Origin of the sequence: Pseudoalteromonas prydzensis, from assembly GCF_011050055.1 — a bacterium.
In the GTDB taxonomy this organism is placed as follows: Bacteria; Pseudomonadota; Gammaproteobacteria; order Enterobacterales; family Alteromonadaceae; genus Pseudoalteromonas; species Pseudoalteromonas prydzensis_A.
Genome location: NZ_DRGM01000185.1, coordinates 84057 through 101260, shown reverse-complemented (window position 1 = coordinate 101260; position 17204 = coordinate 84057). Strand labels below are relative to the sequence as shown.

General features: G+C 41.5%; 14 protein-coding genes. 4 read left to right on the top strand and 10 right to left on the bottom strand.

Annotated elements, in window-relative coordinates:
* Window positions 1-55: 55 nt before the first annotated feature.
* The 4 genes from ccoP to ccoN are packed head-to-tail and all read right to left on the bottom strand — an operon-like array spanning window position 56 to window position 3330.
* On the bottom strand, window positions 56-1021 hold the full coding sequence (gene ccoP, locus ENH88_RS18715) for a cytochrome-c oxidase, cbb3-type subunit III (protein ID WP_304184625.1): 966 nt from the start codon (window positions 1019-1021) through the stop codon (window positions 56-58).
* Window positions 1018-1203: a cbb3-type cytochrome oxidase subunit 3 gene (locus ENH88_RS18710; protein WP_304184623.1), complete on the bottom strand. Its 186-nt coding sequence runs from the start codon at window positions 1201-1203 to the stop codon at window positions 1018-1020. Before ENH88_RS18710 ends, ccoP begins: the two co-directional genes overlap by 4 nt.
* Window positions 1204-1209: 6 nt before the next feature.
* Window positions 1210-1884 (bottom strand): cytochrome-c oxidase, cbb3-type subunit II, encoded by a 675-nt coding sequence (gene ccoO / locus ENH88_RS18705; protein ID WP_304184653.1) that lies wholly within the window; start codon window positions 1882-1884, stop codon window positions 1210-1212.
* A 12-nt stretch (window positions 1885-1896) separates the two neighbouring features.
* On the bottom strand, window positions 1897-3330 hold the full coding sequence (gene ccoN / locus ENH88_RS18700; protein ID WP_304184622.1) for a cytochrome-c oxidase, cbb3-type subunit I: 1434 nt from the start codon (window positions 3328-3330) through the stop codon (window positions 1897-1899).
* Between the two features lie 338 nt (window positions 3331-3668).
* Here ccoN and ENH88_RS18695 point away from each other — a divergent pair, with 338 nt between their 5' ends.
* The 4 genes from ENH88_RS18695 (at window position 3669) to ENH88_RS18680 (ending at window position 9774) form a co-directional block, all read left to right on the top strand.
* Window positions 3669-4091, top strand: coding sequence for a hypothetical protein (locus ENH88_RS18695; protein ID WP_304184620.1), 423 nt, complete (start codon window positions 3669-3671; stop codon window positions 4089-4091).
* An 894-nt stretch (window positions 4092-4985) separates the two neighbouring features.
* Entirely contained in the window at window positions 4986-7685 is a 2700-nt protein-coding gene (locus ENH88_RS18690) for a TonB-dependent receptor (RefSeq protein WP_304184618.1), read from the top strand.
* Window positions 7686-7800: 115 nt separating this feature from the next.
* The gene (locus ENH88_RS18685; RefSeq protein ID WP_304184615.1) at window positions 7801-9156 is read left to right on the top strand and encodes a hypothetical protein; all 1356 of its coding nucleotides are present in this window, start codon (window positions 7801-7803) and stop codon (window positions 9154-9156) included.
* Between the two features lie 69 nt (window positions 9157-9225).
* Complete coding sequence (locus ENH88_RS18680; RefSeq protein ID WP_304184612.1) at window positions 9226-9774, top strand: HPP family protein; 549 nt, start codon at window positions 9226-9228, stop codon at window positions 9772-9774.
* 65 nt (window positions 9775-9839) lie between these two features.
* On the opposite strand, the gene ENH88_RS18675 is transcribed toward ENH88_RS18680, so the two are convergent.
* The 6 genes from ENH88_RS18675 to ENH88_RS18650 all read right to left on the bottom strand — a co-directional run bounded on the left by ENH88_RS18675 (window position 9840) and on the right by ENH88_RS18650 (window position 17121).
* A complete protein-coding gene (locus ENH88_RS18675; RefSeq protein WP_304184609.1) occupies window positions 9840-10091 on the bottom strand; it encodes a DUF3862 domain-containing protein in 252 nt (83 codons plus the stop codon).
* 19 nt (window positions 10092-10110) lie between these two features.
* Window positions 10111-10947 (bottom strand): peptidoglycan binding protein CsiV, encoded by an 837-nt coding sequence (locus ENH88_RS18670; RefSeq protein ID WP_304184607.1) that lies wholly within the window; start codon window positions 10945-10947, stop codon window positions 10111-10113.
* Window positions 10948-14421 (bottom strand): transcription-repair coupling factor, encoded by a 3474-nt coding sequence (gene mfd, locus ENH88_RS18665; protein WP_304184605.1) that lies wholly within the window; start codon window positions 14419-14421, stop codon window positions 10948-10950.
* Window positions 14422-14465: 44 nt separating this feature from the next.
* Window positions 14466-15359 carry a carbon-nitrogen hydrolase gene (locus tag ENH88_RS18660; RefSeq protein ID WP_304184603.1) on the bottom strand — a complete coding sequence of 298 codons (894 nt, stop codon included), beginning with the start codon at window positions 15357-15359 and terminating at the stop codon, window positions 14466-14468.
* Window positions 15356-16411: an agmatine deiminase family protein gene (locus ENH88_RS18655; RefSeq protein WP_304184601.1), complete on the bottom strand. Its 1056-nt coding sequence runs from the start codon at window positions 16409-16411 to the stop codon at window positions 15356-15358. The genes ENH88_RS18660 and ENH88_RS18655 overlap by 4 nt, the downstream gene beginning before the upstream one ends.
* Before the next feature lie 68 nt (window positions 16412-16479).
* A complete protein-coding gene (locus tag ENH88_RS18650; RefSeq protein WP_304184598.1) occupies window positions 16480-17121 on the bottom strand; it encodes a PilZ domain-containing protein in 642 nt (213 codons plus the stop codon).
* Window positions 17122-17204: the final 83 nt, after the last annotated feature.

Below are 17204 nucleotides of genomic sequence, written 5' to 3'. Positions count from 1 at the left end.
TAATTAAACTATTGAATCAAAACATTAATTTATAAACATTTCATTAACGTTTTGATTATTTATCTAGCGATAAACTATATACATAAGCCGTTAATAGGTGGATTTTTTCTTCACCTAAAATGTCTTTCCATGCTGGCATTACACCGGCACGGCCATTAATGATAGTTTCTTCAACAGCGCGTTGTGAGCCACCATAGAGCCAGATGTTATCCGTTAAGTCAGGAGCGCCAAACGGTAGGTTATGAGCAACAGAACCTTTACCATCTGCACCATGACACGCAGCACACATGGCAAACTTAGCTGCACCGGCGCTTGCGTCTTTTTGGTTGACTGTACGGCCAGACAAGCTTAGTACATGAGCGGTCATTTCTTTAACGCCTTGCTCACCTAATGCAGCACCCCAAGGTGGCATTGCTGCAATACGACCGTGTAATAAGGTTTCTTTGATCTTGTCAGGCGTACCGCCATATAACCAATCTTTATCAGTTAGGTTAGGAAAGCCTTGACCACCACGTGCATCTGAACCATGGCACTGAGAACAGTTTTGTGCGAATAAACGCTGACCAATTTCCAGTGCTTTTTCATCAGTAGCAAGCGTTTCGATATCTTGCTGAGCAAAAGCGGCAAAAATAGGGCCAAAACGTTCATCTGCTGCACGGTATTCCGCATCGAGCTTAACAAAGCGGCCATCGGCTTGCGCGTCTTCAACAGCTTGTTTAGATTCTGCTAAAGAAGTAATACCCTGATTAGAACTGGTCCATTTACCTAAACCTTCCCAGTTACCTAAACCTGGGTATGCGGCTAAGTAGTAAACTGACCATACGAATGTTGCAAAGAACATGTAAGTCCACCACTTAGGCAGTGGGTTATTTAGCTCTTCAATGCCATCAAATTCATGCCCACAGCTTTCACCTTCTTTAACGCCTGTGTAGTTTGTTAAATTCCACACAAGTAAGCCAAAAATGATAAATAAGCAGGCAAGGGTTAATACAATAACCCATATACTCCAAAAGCTAGTCATTTCTCAGACCCCTTTTCCTCGTTAGAGATTGTATCGTTATGCTTTTTCTCATCTTCAAAGATGGCATTTGCAGCGTCTTTAAAACGTGTTTTACTACGTTTGCTGTACGCCCACACAACAATGACAATAAATAGTACTAAAATTACCAGAGTTAAAATGCCTCTGTATGTTCCGTAATCCATAATTAATTACTTCAAGTGGGTGCCAAGTTGTTGCAAATAAGCGATAAGGGCTTGCATTTCTGTTGCACCTTTACCGTCATTCATTGCATCAACTTTGGCAACGTCAGCGATTAGTTCTTCATCACTACCATATCCTAAACCTGGGTGTGCTGGGTTTTCTGGATTGATAGCAAATGTATCACGGAAAATTTTAAGTTTTTTCAGAGTCAGGCTTGTATCAACGCGATCCTCTGCTAACCAAGGAAAGCCTGGCATGTTCGACTCAGGAACCACTGCGCGAGGGTCAACTAAGTGAGCGTAATGCCAGTCGTCCGAGTATCGTTTACCAACACGAGCAAGATCAGGACCGGTACGTTTAGAACCCCATTGGAAAGGGTGATCCCATACTGATTCGCCTGCTACAGAGTAGTGACCATAACGTTCAACTTCGTCACGGAAAGGGCGGATCATTTGCGAGTGACAGTTATAACAACCTTCACGTACATAGATATCGCGTCCTTCCATTTCAAGTGCATTAAGTGGACGTAAGCCATCTACAGGCTTAGTGGTATCGTCTTGGAACATCAGTGGCGTGATCTCTACTAATGCACCAAAGCTGATAGCAAAAACAGTCAAGATAGCCATAAGGCCGATATTTTTTTCGACTATTTCATGTTTGTTTTGTGAATTTTTATTGCTCATCATCTCACTCCGTTATGCTAACTGTGCTTGCGCGTCTAATTTCAACGAATCATTTTTCGCAGAAATCGTACGGTAAACGTTATAAGCCATAACCAGCATACCCGCGACGATGAATACACCACCTAAGAAGCGCATAACATAGAAAGGATGTGATGCTTGTAGCGACTGTACAAAGCTATACATTAATGTACCGTCAGCATTTACTGCGCGCCACATAAGGCCTTGCATAACACCTGAGATCCACATCGCAACTATGTAAAGTACAACACCTACGGTATGTAACCAGAAGTGGGTATTGACAAGTTTTACGCTGTACATACGACCTTGCGAGAATAACGCAGGGATAAGGTGATAAATTGCACCAATAGAAATCATCGCAACCCAACCAAGCGCACCTGAGTGAACGTGACCAACGGTCCAATCAGTGTAATGAGAAAGGGCATTTACAGATTTAATTGCCATCATCGGACCTTCAAAGGTAGACATACCATAGAAAGATAATGAAACAACTAAGAAGCGTAGCACTGGATCAGTACGTAGTTTGTGCCATGCGCCTGATAGCGTCATGATACCGTTGATCATGCCACCCCAAGAAGGAACGAATAAGATGATTGACATAACCATACCTAAACTTTGCGTCCAATCAGGAAGCGCAGTGTAGTGTAAATGGTGAGGACCAGCCCAAATATAAAGTGATATCAATGCCCAAAAGTGAACCACTGATAACCGGTAAGAGTAAATCGGACGGCCTGCTTGTTTCGGTACAAAGTAATACATCATACCTAAGAAACCAGCGGTTAATAAGAAACCTACCGCGTTATGACCATACCACCACTGTACCATTGCATCTACCGCACCTGCGTAGATAGAGTATGATTTAGTTAATGATACCGGCACTGCCATGCTATTTACAATGTGCAGTACTGCAACAGTAATGATAAAACCAGCATAGAACCAGTTTGCAACATAGATATGAGACACTTTACGTTTAGCTATGGTGCCCATGAACACAACTGCATAGGTAACCCATACCACAGCAATTAAGATATCGATTGGCCACTCAAGCTCTGCATATTCTTTTGAGCTGGTAATACCTAAAGGTAGCGTGATAACCGCAAGTACAATAACTAATTGCCAGCCCCAAAATGTAAAGGCGGCTAATTTATCTGAAAGAAGGCGCGTTTGACAGGTACGTTGTACGACGTAATACGACGTCGCAAAAAGTGCACTTGTACCAAATGCGAAAATAACTGCGTTCGTATGTAACGGACGAAGTCGAGAGTAAGTTAACCATGGTGTATCAAAGTTAAGTGCTGGCCAAGCTAATTGGGCAGCAATCAGAACCCCAATACTCATGCCAACGATGCCCCAAATCACTGTCATAATAGCGAATTGGCGTACAACCTTATAGTTGTACTCAGTTTGTGATGCTACTGTTTGGCTCATTTTCTGGCTTCCGCTGCAATTTATGCGTTTAGAAATGAATTACCCACTTTAGAAAGTGGGGCCTACTATTATTCACAAGTATGTTATCAAAAACCCTCAAAGCCTTGACTGCTTCAGAAAACAAACTCGAGAAACCCTTATTTTTGCAGGGAAATGATAAAATTTTTGGCCTAAAAAAGATAGGTCAATTGCATAAAATTATGACATCAATCAATTTTTCTCACACAGTTGGCTATTTTTGAGACACTTTTTGTCCATTTGCGTGATAATTCTGCTCAGTGGTTGTATTTTAACGGTACGCTGATTAGTATCCGCCTTTATTCTATCCAAGGAATGCTATGCCAATTAAATTTTTAATGGTGCTTATAAGCGCATTACAACTGTTAGTCGCATGTGATCCACAAACGATAAGTATAGAAGAGCAAAGGCCAGCTGCAAGTTGCCAACCGAATCAATTATGCCAATATAATAACCAAGTAAAAATTTGGTTGGCTGAGCAAAAAACAACCCCTGAAACGCCTTTTGAAATTTATTTGTCACTGCCTAATGGGGTTTCAGTGCAAAGCGCAAAGCTTGAAGGCGTTACTATGTATATGGGTTTTATTCCCGTTTTGTTTGCGCCGCGTGATGATATGTTAGTCGCACAAACTATGGTTGGCATTTGTTCAGAGCGAAACATGACCTGGAAATTAGTGCTAGAGCTTAACAATCAGCAGGGACACGCTGAGCATGTGTTGTATTACTTTGATGTGACTTATTGATATTGGCTTGCCTTTATATAGTTACAACCATGCTGTTTATAACTTCATCCTCTCTCAATCCGACCACAAGCTACTGTGTTTGCACATTGTACTTTAAAGATAGCCAGTGAATTTAGTAGGATAATTAAAGTAAACCTTTCTCATATATGCTTACCTTAAGACGACTTAATAAAATCGAACATGAATATACAATAATACCAATCGACTTAAATATTTAACCATTCTAGCGCGCTAAATAAAGCGCTAACTGCGTTAGTAATTTTTTATGTAGAACAACTACATGTCAAAATTTCTGCCTTGTTATCACTGTATTTTTCTGTCGCTATAAATGGTCAGTAACTTAACACGATTGGTATAACGATGTTTGTCTAAGTGCCACCTCATCTCAGCCTCGATTTTTCCACACACATAAAGCAACCGAATTCATATATTAAGCTGCAATGAACAGCACTAAACATACAGATAAATCTATAAATAAGGTGGTAATTAGCTTAAATACGCAAAATTATTGCATAACTATGGTTAGCATTTATTGCTCAGTTTTGCAGTAATACTAAAATGATGTGATTAACTTGTAAATTTTTCTGATTTAGGTATTTGCTTACGCTGATTACATATGATTACAAACTAAATCAGTTTGGTTGCATGCGTGTTTTAAATGTTTTCAATTGGAGTTATCGCTATGAATAATAAAGGTATTAAGTAGTTAACAATGAAACATTCATTAACCTTTGTGCCTATTTTGGGTTTATAAATAAACGCACGGGCAATTTGTGGCCATCAATTCAGTTTTCGTTCAGTTAAACCCGCCTAAGTTGCCCACCGTTGACTCGTGATTCTAATAATAACGAGCACTACCTGAGCAAGGTATTTTTCCAACAAGTAGGGTTTCACATGAAAAAATCTATTCTTAGTTTAGCTGTTTTTGCAGCTATTCCTATGTTCTCAAGCACACAAGTTTTTGCTGCAGACGAAGCAGCGCAAACTATCGAAAAAATTCAAGTAACGGGTTCTCGCATTAAGCGTTCAGACATGGAAACTGCTAGCCCAATTACACTAATCAGCGCTGATGAGATTAAAGCATCTGGTGTAAATTCAATTGATGGTATTTTACAAAAAATGACCGCTACAGGCGGCGCAATGACCAATCCAGGTATCAACAATGGTTCTGGTGGTAATGCAAGCATCGATTTGCGTGGTTTAGGTTCTCAACGTACTTTAGTGCTTGTTAATGGTCGTCGTATGATCAACTCAGGTACCGGCGCAGCGTCTACCGTTGACTTAAATACTATCCCTGTATCAATGATCAAACGTGTTGAGGTTCTGAAAGACGGCGCATCTGCTGTATACGGTACTGATGCAGTAGCTGGCGTTGTCAATATCATCTTAAAAGATGATTTTGAAGGTTTTGATATGAATCTCAATACTGCAGCCACAAGTAAGCATGATGCGGAAGAGAACTCAATTGACTTCACCGTAGGTGCATCTTTTGACCGTGGTAATGTGGTTGTTGGTGTGCAGTACACTGACCGTGGTCAAGCAAGCCAAGCAGATCGTGATTTTTCATCTTGCCCAATCGCTGAAGGCAGCAATGGTCTCTTCTGTACAGGTTCAAGTTACAGCCAAGGTGGCCATATTTGGAATGGTAACAATGAGAAAGGTAAAATTGTTGGTGACGATGGTAAAGATCAAGAGCTTTCATTAATTGATGATAATGGTGTCAGTGGTTTAGGTAATGCCTATCATCGTTATTCAAACGCAGATAGCTATAACTATGCAAAAGACAGCTATTTATATACACCAATGGAACGCTTGAACTTAACGGGTTTAGCTAACTTCCAAATTTCTGATGAAACAAACTTTTTTGCAGAATTAACGTATACAAAACGTTGGTCTGAGCAAAAATTGGCACCACAGCCAATTTGGTTTGATTTTGAATACACTGATGCAATGGATTCATCGCTACTATCACAAACCTACGATCGTCGTTTAGACGTTAATGGCGATGGTTACTTAGACACTGATGCTGATGGTAACTACATCACAGAAACAGTAAATTACCAACGCGAAGACGATATTTCTTATGGCCGTCGTATGGTTGAATCTGGCACGCGTGACTTAGCTCAAACAGTTGATACAGTTCGCGTTGTGGTCGGCTTAGATGGTTACGTAGGCGACTATTCTTGGGATATATCGGCTAACTTTGGTCGTAATGACTCAGTAAGCAGCATGGCTAACTTGCACAATGTTGGCTCGATCACCAAAGACATTCTCGAAGGTAATTTTGATCCTGTAAATCAAAACTCGTGGACCAAAGAGAACATGGATGAGTACATGTACACTGAGCAGTCTTCAGCAGGCAGCCAGATGTTCATCCTAGCAGCATCACTTTCTGGTGAGTTATTTGAAATGCCAGCTGGTTACGCAGGTTTTGCCGCAGGCATCGAGCGTCGTCAAGAAAAGGCATGGGATACTCCAGATTCATTAACTGCACAAGGTCTAGCTAACGATCCTAAAGAAGAACCAACATCTGGTGGTTATGATGTTAATGAAGCTTATCTAGAGGTTGCATTACCGTTAGTTGCCAATACAGCATTTGCTGATAACATTGAGCTTAGCGCTGCTATTCGTGCATTTGATTACAGCACGTTTGGTTCTGACAGAACGTGGAAGCTTGGTTTAACTTGGAAAGTAAACAGTGAACTAATGTTACGTAGTGTAGTATCTACAGCATTCCGTGCACCGACCGTTGACGAGCTTTATTCTGGTAATTCACCATCGTTTGAGCAAATCACATACCCAGGCGCACAAGATCAAGCAGAAGTAACTGTGGGCGGTAACGACCAGTTAACACCTGAAGAAGCTGATACTACAACAATTGGCCTTGTGTATGAGCCAGAGTGGTTTGATGGTTTCTCAATGACTGTTGATTACTATGAAATTGAAATTGAAAATGCGATTGCTTCAGTTAACGAACAGTATATCGTTGATCAGTGTTTAAAAACATCTGCCAATGCTGATTCTGCGTTATGTCAATCTGCAAACGTACAACTTGATTCAACAGGCCGTATTAGCCTTAACAATCAACAACAAAATATTGGTTCTGAGAAAACATCAGGGGTAGATTTAAACCTTGCGTATGTATTTGAAGCATTAGATTTATCATGGCGTGCAGCGCTTGATACAACTTACTTAGACGAGTACGTTGTTGAAATTACAGGTGATCCAGTAGATTATGCTGGCCTTGTAACTGCTGGTAAAGGTGGTTTCGCTGATTTGAAATCTAACCTAAGCCTAAAAGTATCAGCAGATAGCTGGAGTGCTACTTATAAGGCTCGTTACATTGCAGGTATGGATAGCTATAACTGTTTAAATAAAGATACGTGTTATGCACCAACGACACCAACAGTTATTTATCATGATATTAGTGGTTCATATATTGTTAATGACAACCTGTCATTTTCAGCAGGCGTGAACAACTTATTTGATAAGCAACCGCCATACTACACAGGTAACACTGACTCAAATACTGACCCGTATACATTTGATGTATTAGGTCGTCGTTTATTTGCTGGTGTGAATGTTAAATTCTAATCAGTAGGTAACATTGATTCTATCTAAGGCCTAGTTTTTACTAGGCCTTTTTTATTGAACAAATGAAAGTGTGGCAGTAAACTAGGGGCATCTTTTTACTTATTTGGAGAGTTGATTGTTAAGGCAGGATGAAAATTTATCCTTTATTATCGAATCAGAGCTGAGTCCTCGTACTGAGCAGCGGATCGACATGTATTTTTCTATCCCAAATGAAATGGGCATCAATCCGCAGACGTTAACAGAAGAAGCGTATTTCAATAACCACTTCAAATCGTATTTAGCCTATAACGCCAATAATATTCACTTACCTTTAGTGCGTAGCCGCTTTGTAAGTAAAAATAAAGGTGAACAACAAGACTATCGGCAAAATCTGAATTTGTATTGCTACCAAGTCCGCCTAGCGATTGATACCGATATCAAAGACACATTGAAGATTGAAGAAGTTGATGAGTTTTATCAGCGGGCTATTGAATTATGTGAACAAAGTCAAAGCTTACTCAAAAAGTTAAGGCGTTACACACCGGATGATGAAAAACTGATCTCGTTTTATACTAATGCAGATAACTATCTGAGTTGGCATATTGAGCAGTCGTTTTTAAAATTACTTGACGAAGGGCCTCGTAACAGTGATTACGCGAAAGAGCGTAATGATCTGATGAACTTTTGTAAATCAGAGCAAGACTATCGGCAAGAGCAGCAATATAACTCCGAGGCGACTCTTACAGATGCTAACCGCATCACTAATAAAATGCGCTTATTACAGCGCTTGATTGAACATGGTGTGGTGTTAAATCGTAATACTCGTTACCTTAATAGTTATTTAAAACGGCTGGTTAAAGGCACCGTTACTGCAATTATAATGGCATTTGTGATGGTTGTAGTGCTGAATGCGCGGATCTCTTTTACCGAGGTGACTGCAACTTTGGTGATTATTTTAGGTGCTATTTATGGCATGCGAGAGATCTTCAAAGAAGATATCACCCGAGTGATCTGGCGCGCGATTGTCAAAGGGCGGCCAAAATGGCGGTTTCAATTTCGAAATAGTGTTACCAAAGACAAAATAGCCACACAATATATCTGGCTTGAATATACCCGTTTTAAGTATATTCCAGAGGATGTGAGAAAAATATTTTCAAAACGGCGTCAGCAAAATAAGCAAGCAGCGCAATGGTTGCACTTTGCCAGTGAAATACGGGTTAATGCCAAAGAGTTTTTACCTGGCTATGATAGCTTGCAACAGACCTTACAGTTTAGTTTAGCGGCATTTGCACGGAACTTAAAAAAAGGCGAAGGTAAACTTTATCATCTTGATAATAATAAGATATCTAAACAAAGTGTGGAGCGAAGGTATCAATTAAATGTGGTGGTGTCTTATCAGAATAACGGGGAAATAAAATACCAGCGTTATAAGATCACTTTAAATAGAAGTAAAATAGTTAATATAGAGATTATTTATAGCGAAATGGAATAAATATTGTGGTCGATTTTCAGGACCCTTCAGGTATTATCTCCCCCTTTATACTGCTTTAATGGGAGTGCAATGCGCCTGTTTATCTCTAGAATGACCGCAACCAGCCAATGCCCACCGCGTAAACCAATGAGTAAAATCATGTGGTCTTTACTTGGTTCTTTTTTGGGTATTTACTTGGTCGCTATGATTGGTAAAAGTATCCAATTTGATCCGCTAACTAACTTATTTTTAATTGGCTCATTAGGTGCAACTGCGGTGCTTATTTATGGTGCGCCATTAGCTGAATTTTCTCAACCTCGTAATCTTATTGGTGGTCATGTTTTTAGTGCATTGGTGGGGGTTACTGTTGCTAAATTTTTAAGTGCAGACTTAATCTTAGCCAGTGCGCTTGCGGTTTCAGTATCGATTGCAGTAATGCACTTAACACGTACATTACATCCGCCAGGCGGGGCGACAGCCTTGATTGCAGTGATCGGGGGTGAAAGTATACAACAACTTGGTTATTACTATGTGATAAGCCCGGTACTGTTTGGCGCAGCCATTATGTTATTGGTGGGGCTGTTAGTGAATAATTTATCACGCAATCCTAAGCGCCATTATCCGGTTTATTGGTGGTAGTAATGAGTTGCTGATCAGAGCCCAGCTCAGGTAGTAATTTTGTTACTACCTGAGCTGTAATAGGTTTATTTCTCTAAACCGGTTTTACTATATAAAGATACTTTATCAGACACTAAGGTGATTTCGATGTTTTTACTGTCATCACCCCAAGTGCAATTTGTATGCAGGGTTTTTTCAACACAACTATCAGCACTGCCTAAAATAGCTTCAACGGCAGTTTTGTCCATACCAATTTCAATTTTCTCGTAGTTTTCTAAACTTACTTTTGAACAGGCCGCAAGGCTAAGTGCCGCTGCAATGATTAAAAGCTTTTTCATTTGCTTATCTTCCTTTATTTTAGTGTTTGAATTTTCTGATTTGTACAATCATGCCCATTTTAGGGTGGTCAAAATAATGAACATCACCACTTATCACCCGTTTAAATTGTGAAAATCGAGCCTGTTGAATTTCACCTGTGGCTTGGCTTTCATTTATATCAAAGCTGGCATTAATAAATAAATAATGGCGCAAGTAAATATTAAAAATACCATCTAATTCCCATTTATCTGCATTTTTTTCAATTACAGGGGCGATATGCTGATTGCCGCTGACTAAACTAATAAAGTCATTATTTGGATACTGTGATGGATTGGCGACCACGGGGGCGCGTAATAATTTACCACCAAACAGTTTAATGTGCTCAGAGCGTGATTGGCTCGCCCCTGCAAAACGCCAACCTGTGTGTAATAGCGGTGTTAGGCCTTTACGTACCAGTTCTTGCTGTTGTGACTTAAATTGTAGCTGCTCGGGAGCAAGTAAATAGGTTTGCTCCATATCATCTTTTGCAGGCGCTAACGGGCTTAGTGGTAACGCTGAGTAACTGTGTAAGTAATCAATACTGTCATCGCATAAATTAGAGCGACTCGCACCAATCACAGCGTCTGTTAATGAGTGCGAATTAAAGCGACTGTCACCGTTAATACAATCCTGCTTGGCTTGCTCGCTATAAAGCGGTGTAAGTAAATCAAGGCTACGTTTTGCCTTGATAGGATCTCGCTCTAAACTAAAATCTTCTTGTAAATAGGGAGCAGGGCGCTGTTTGAAAATCAGTACTTCTACTTCAAACCAGCGCTCAGCAAATGCTGTGCTACTAAATACACAGCACAGTAGGATCAGAGATTTTTTAAGCAACATTTAATGGCTAACCTTTTTTTCGAAATCTGCAATCATTGCAGTGACCATTTTTAAGCGTTCACGGGCATTGGCCTCATTGATCGCAAAGCGCAACTTATTTGCACCATCCATTTTATACACCTTAGGTGCACTTTGTATCAAACCTATAATGAAGCTAGGGTTAACCTTAGTATGTTGGCTAAACTCAAAATAGCCTCCCTTTGGATTTGCTTCAATTTTTTTAATGCCTAACTCATTGGCTTTAAGTTTCAGCTGTTGCAAACTAAATAGGTTTTTCGTGGCATCAGGCAGCAGACCGAAGCGATCAATCAGCTCAACTTGTAATTCATCCATGTCAGCAAGATTAGCACAGCTGGCAACCCGTTTATAAATCCCCAATCGCGCATTAACATCATGAATATAGTCATCAGGTAATAATGCTGCGAGTTTTAAATCTACTTCACTTTGTTGATGGAGCAAGTTTTCAAGGGTTGGCTCTTTACCTTCACGTAAGGCTTTCACCGCTTGCTCTAGCATTTCCATGTATAAACTAAAGCCGATGGTTTGCATTTGTCCGGATTGATCGTCACCAAGCAACTCACCGGCACCGCGGATCTCTAAATCGTGGGTTGCCAGTGCAAAACCAGCACCTAAATCTTCTAATGATTCAATCGCTTCAAGGCGTTTTACAGCATCTTTAGAGAGCGCTTTTGGGTTGCCGGTTAATAAATACGCATAAGCTTGATGATGACTGCGACCAACTCGGCCCCGTAACTGATGTAACTGCGCCAAACCTAGTTTATCGGCTCTATCCATAATAATGGTATTCGCCGTTGGGATATCAATGCCAGTCTCGATGATAGTGGTACACACCAACACATTGTATTTTTGATGATAAAATTCACTCATCAATTGTTCTAAATCGCGCTCGCGCATTTGCCCGTGAGCAGAAGCAACACTGGCCTCTGGCACCCATTCGCTAATTTCTTCAGCCACGCGGTCAATGGTTTCAACATTGTTATGTAAAAAGTAAACTTGACCACCACGTTTAATTTCACGTAGTACTGCTTCTCTGATCAAGTCTGCATCGCGTTGACGAACAAAAGTTTTCACCGCTAAACGCTTAGCAGGCGGTGTCGCGATGATAGATAAATCTCGCATGCCACTCATCGCCATGTTTAAGGTACGTGGGATAGGCGTTGCAGTCAGGGTTAATATATCGACATCGGCACGCAAGGATTTGATTTTTTCTTTTTGGCGAACGCCAAAACGGTGTTCTTCGTCAACAATCAGTAAGCCAAGATCTTTAAATATAATATCGGCTTGGATCAATTTGTGGGTACCAATGACTATGTCCAAGGTGCCTTTGGCCATTTTCTCTAAGGTGTCTTTTTGCTCTTTGGGTGAATTAAAGCGAGACAGCACACCCACTTCAATGGGTAGGTCGGCAAAGCGGTCTTTAAAGTTTTCAAAGTGTTGTTGCGCAAGTAAGGTTGTAGGCACTAATACCGCAACCTGCTTGTTATCGTTAACGGCGACAAAAGCGGCGCGCATCGCAACCTCCGTTTTACCAAAGCCTACATCACCACAGATCAGCCTATCCATGGCTTGTTTAATTTGCATATCACCTAGTACGGCTTCGATGGCGTTGCGTTGATCGTCGGTTTCTTCAAATGGGAAACCATCACTAAATACTCGATAAGCGGCACCATCAAGTTTAAAAGCATAGCCAGATTTTGCTTGGCGCTGGGCGTAAATATCAAGTAGTTCAGCGGCCACATCACGTACTTTTTCAGCCGCACGCTTTTTCGCTTTTTCCCAAGCATCAGATCCCAGTTTATGCAGCGGAGCACTGGCTTCTTCACCGCCTGAATAACGACTGAGCATATGCAGGGCTGATACCGGCACATACAATTTCGCTTCACTAGCATAGGTGATAGTGACAAATTCGGTGATCAGGCCTGCCGCATCAATCGTTTGTAATCCTTGATAGCGACCCACACCGTGATCAAGGTGCACAATCGGTTGACCCACTTTAAGTTCAGCGAGGTTTCGGATTAACGCATCTTGACTGGCTTCGTACTTATGTTTACGACGGCGCCGCTGGGAGACTTTAATGCCGAGTAATTCTTGTTCGGTAATGATGGATAAGGCAGGTTTTGTACCAAGCACCACACTTTGCTCTAGTGGGCTGACAATTAAGCCAACATCGCTACTGCTATTTATAAATTCATCGAATGATGAAAACTCTTTAAACTTTAAGCCGCTGGGTTTCAGTATGGCGAGCAGAGATTCACGGCGACCGTCGGATTCAACCGATAATAAAATACGGCCTTTTTGTTTTTTTTGTGCTGCAACATAATTTATAAAGGCTTGATACGGTTCATGTAGTTTATGATCAATGCGAACTGCGGGTAATTCACTGGTGGTGAGGTTTTTATTACCCGCTTTGGTGGGCAGCTTTGCCTGCGACAGACGAATGCGGGCAAAATTGCCTAAATTTGCAAACAGTTCATTAATCGGTTGATACAGCGCAACAGGTTCAAGTAATGGCCGCAGTGGATCAACACGGCGATTCTCATAGCGAACATTCACATCATGCCAAAAATGCTCAGCTGCATCTTCTAAGTCACCTAATTGCATTACTGTGGCGTGCTCTGGTAGGTAATCAAAGATAGTCGCTAGTTGCTCAAAAAACAGCGGCATATAATATTCGATACCCGCCGGCCAATTACCTTTGGTTACTTGCATATACACGGAGTCTTGCGATGAGCTGGCGCCAAATTTTTCGCGGTAGTTGATCCTAAAGCGCTCAATATCTGCTTCGTTGGTAGGGAACTCATGCGCAGGCAGTAATTCAATTTTGTCGACTTTTTCATCCGAGCGTTGACTCTCAACATCAAATAAACGAATGGTGTCGAGTTCGTCATCAAGGAAATCAAGTCTAAATGGGTGTGGGCTGCCCATTGGGTATAAATCAACAATTGAGCCACGAATGGCGTATTCACCATGCTCCATCACTTGTTGTACGTGTAAGTAACCCGCTTGCTCTAAGTTACTTCGAAGTTGGTGAGTATCGAGAATATCGCCGACTTTAAAATTAATGGTTGAACCATAAATAAACGAAGCAGGCGCGGTACGTAGCATCAAGGTCGATACAGGCACAATCAATACACTTTGTTGTTCTTTTTTTAGTGTATTTAAGGTGGCTAAACGCGATGAAATAATATCTTGGTGAGGTGAAAAGTGATCGTATGGCAGCGTTTCCCAGTCAGGAAAAATCATCACCGGGTGATCAGGGAGTAAGCACTCTAGTTCGGTTTCTAAGCGCAGCGCACTAGGGGTATCAGGAGTGACAATCAGTACTAAGCCATCTTGTTGCTTTACCCCTTGTGCAATGGCAATACTTAAGCCACTGCCGGTTAGTTGCCCCCATTGAATTTTATCTTTTTGAGATTTTACCCAAGGCAAGGCTGCCCATTGCGCAAACGCCATTTACTACTCCTTTAATGCGCCTCAATTGAGGCGCTAATTTATTCTTAATCGCGATATATTTTGGTTAAATCTTGGTAATGATCAATACGACGATCGCGTAAATACGGCCAAATTCGTCTGACATTTTCAGAACGTTTTTGATCAAGCTCAACAATTAATAGTTGCTCATCGGTGTTGTTGGCTTCTGCTAGCAGCTCACCTTGAGGACCGGCAATAAATGAGTTACCCCAAAATTGAATACCCTCACTTTGGCCACTTGGATCACTTTCATGACCGACACGATTACAACTTATAACAGGTACGCCATTGGCAACCGCATGGGCACGTTGTGAAATCACCCACGCATCTTTTTGGCGAGTTTGTTCGCCTTTATCATCTCGGGGATCCCAGCCAATTGCGGTTGGATAAATTAATAATTCAGCACCGGCCATCGCCATTAAGCGCGCGGCTTCTGGAAACCATTGATCCCAACAAACTAGTACACCAAGCTTACCAACAGAGGTTTGAATAGGTGCAAAGCCTAAATCACCTGGCGTGAAGTAAAATTTCTCGTAAAAACCAGGATCATCTGGGATATGCATTTTACGGTATTTACCGGCAATGGTACCGTCTTTTTCAAGCACTACCGCGGTATTGTGATACAGCCCTGTGGCACGTTTTTCAAATAGTGAGGCAACAATAACAATGCTTAATTCTTTTGCAAGCTGACCTAAAGTGTCGCTACTTGGGCCCGGAATAGTCTCGGCCAAATCAAAAACATCAACATCTTCGGTTTGACAAAAGTACAGACTGCGATGTAATTCTTGTAACACCACCAGTTGCGCACCTTGGCTTGCGGCATCGCGAATAGCGGCGATTGATTTTGCCATGTTTTGCGCGGCATTATCAGTGTTACTTTGCTGCACTAAGGCAACGGTTAAATTTGCAGGGCTGCTCATAATGATGCTCCAGCTAAAAATCCACGGGGTAATTGCATAGTAATGCAGTGTAAACTACCAAATTGATGAATAATGGGTAAGCAGTTAACGCCTATTATTTGATGCTCAGGGTAGGCTAACTGAATTTGCGCTAAGGCTAATTCGTCATTGGCATCAGCATAAATTGGCACAAGTACAGCGCCGTTAATAATTAAATAGTTGGCATAGGTGGCAGGCAACCTGTCGCCATCATCATTAAATACCGCTTTAGGCCATGGCAAAGCAATTAAGCTATACGGTTTACCCGCAGTTGTTTTAAAGCCTTGTAACTGTTTTTCCATGGCATCAAGAGCAGGAAAGTGCTCATCACTTTGCTCATCACACTTTACATACACTAAGGTATCATTGGGCGCAAAGCGCACTAAAGTGTCGATATGGCTGTCGGTATCGTCGCCGGCTAAGTAGCCGTGATCAACCCATAAAAAGTCGCTTGCGCCAAGTTGTTCACGTAGGCATTGTTCAATGTCTTGTTGGGTTAGATCTGGATTGCGATTTGGGTTAAGTAAACATTCACTGGTGGTCAATAATACACCGTGTTGATCAATCTCAACGCCGCCACCTTCCAGAACCAAATCAAGCGCTTGATATTGATTAGTAGGAGCGGCAAGTTGCTTAACCAGCACCGCATTAATTTTATTATCTAATTCACTGGTAAATTTATTACCCCAGCCATTAAACGTACAATCAACGATTTTTAGCTGGTTGTTATCTTCTAGCGCAGCGCAGGTGAGAGGCCCGTGATCACGAGCCCACGTATCGTTACAAGGCGTCACCACAAAATGCACGCGGCTTAAATCAACCTTGTTTTGACTTAACAACTGGCTAATGTGGGTTTTTAAGGCTTGATCATGAGCGATGATCACTACGTGCTCAACGTTGCAGATATGCTGACATAGTTGCACATAGACCGGCTCTACAGCGGTTAAATTGTCGCACCAATCAGTGGCTTGGTGTGGCCAAGTGAGCATAACGGCGTCTTGCTCAGCCCATTCGGGTAAAAGTCTAAAGTTCATGAATTTAATAAACAAACAAAGGTGCGGCTAGTTTAGCATTTCAGCCGCAGATGTCAGCTTTTTCATGGTTATTGTTCAGGCTTTGTCGGTGTTTCTTCGTCAGTTTTCAATTGTTCGAAAGATTGTTCCTCCGCTTGCTGTTGTTGGCGCTTCTTAAGCTGGCGAGTTTGTGCATGTAAACTGGCACGCACGACAAGCTCTTGATCAGTATCGCGGATAGCTTTAAATAGTAAGGTGTATTGATAGTGTTCATCGTCAATTTTATTAACGGCCACCACTTCGGTGTAACAATAAATTGCTGACGCTTCGTGTTGTAAAAACAATTTTGTGCGAAATGCTTGGCCAATTGAGTAAGCTTTTGTATCGGTTAATTTGACACCACCACCGCCGTAGCTATCACAGTACATAGCGTTATCTTCAGGTTGTTCTGAAGCTAAAATATGGCTCATTATTAGGTCAATTTTGCGCGATTGCGCTTGCAAAAACACGACGAGTTCTTGTGCTAAATCACCTAAATTACGCAGTGGTCTGAGGGAGCTTTGTTCAAGCTCACTAACTTCATTGGCGAGTTTAAATAACGGGGGAATATCCGCTTCTAGTTGCGCTAATGTTGTCGGCACCTTATCATCATCAACGGCAAACAAATTGACTCGGTTACTTTCATCTATTTGAAAGTACTGCTCAAACTCGGTTAATTTTTCACTGTTCATAATTAGGCTCCTCGACGCACGAATTAATATAGTAGCGCCGACGGCATAAAATTGCTAGTTATCAAATGCCCATAAAAAAGGGC

Coding starts and splice junctions, on each gene's coding strand:
- ENH88_RS18695 (WP_304184620.1), top strand. CDS start 3,669: ATGCCAATTAAATTTTTAATGGTGCTTATAAGCGCATTACAACTGTTA.
- ENH88_RS18655 (WP_304184601.1), bottom strand. CDS start 16,411: ATGAACTTTAGACTTTTACCCGAATGGGCTGAGCAAGACGCCGTTATG.
- mfd (WP_304184605.1), bottom strand. CDS start 14,421: ATGGCGTTTGCGCAATGGGCAGCCTTGCCTTGGGTAAAATCTCAAAAA.
- ENH88_RS18680 (WP_304184612.1), top strand. CDS start 9,226: ATGCGCCTGTTTATCTCTAGAATGACCGCAACCAGCCAATGCCCACCG.
- ENH88_RS18660 (WP_304184603.1), bottom strand. CDS start 15,359: ATGAGCAGCCCTGCAAATTTAACCGTTGCCTTAGTGCAGCAAAGTAAC.
- ccoO (WP_304184653.1), bottom strand. CDS start 1,884: ATGAGCAATAAAAATTCACAAAACAAACATGAAATAGTCGAAAAAAAT.
- ccoN (WP_304184622.1), bottom strand. CDS start 3,330: ATGAGCCAAACAGTAGCATCACAAACTGAGTACAACTATAAGGTTGTA.
- ENH88_RS18670 (WP_304184607.1), bottom strand. CDS start 10,947: ATGTTGCTTAAAAAATCTCTGATCCTACTGTGCTGTGTATTTAGTAGC.
- ENH88_RS18650 (WP_304184598.1), bottom strand. CDS start 17,121: ATGAACAGTGAAAAATTAACCGAGTTTGAGCAGTACTTTCAAATAGAT.
- ENH88_RS18675 (WP_304184609.1), bottom strand. CDS start 10,091: ATGAAAAAGCTTTTAATCATTGCAGCGGCACTTAGCCTTGCGGCCTGT.
- ENH88_RS18690 (WP_304184618.1), top strand. CDS start 4,986: ATGAAAAAATCTATTCTTAGTTTAGCTGTTTTTGCAGCTATTCCTATG.
- ccoP (WP_304184625.1), bottom strand. CDS start 1,021: ATGACTAGCTTTTGGAGTATATGGGTTATTGTATTAACCCTTGCCTGC.
- ENH88_RS18710 (WP_304184623.1), bottom strand. CDS start 1,203: ATGGATTACGGAACATACAGAGGCATTTTAACTCTGGTAATTTTAGTA.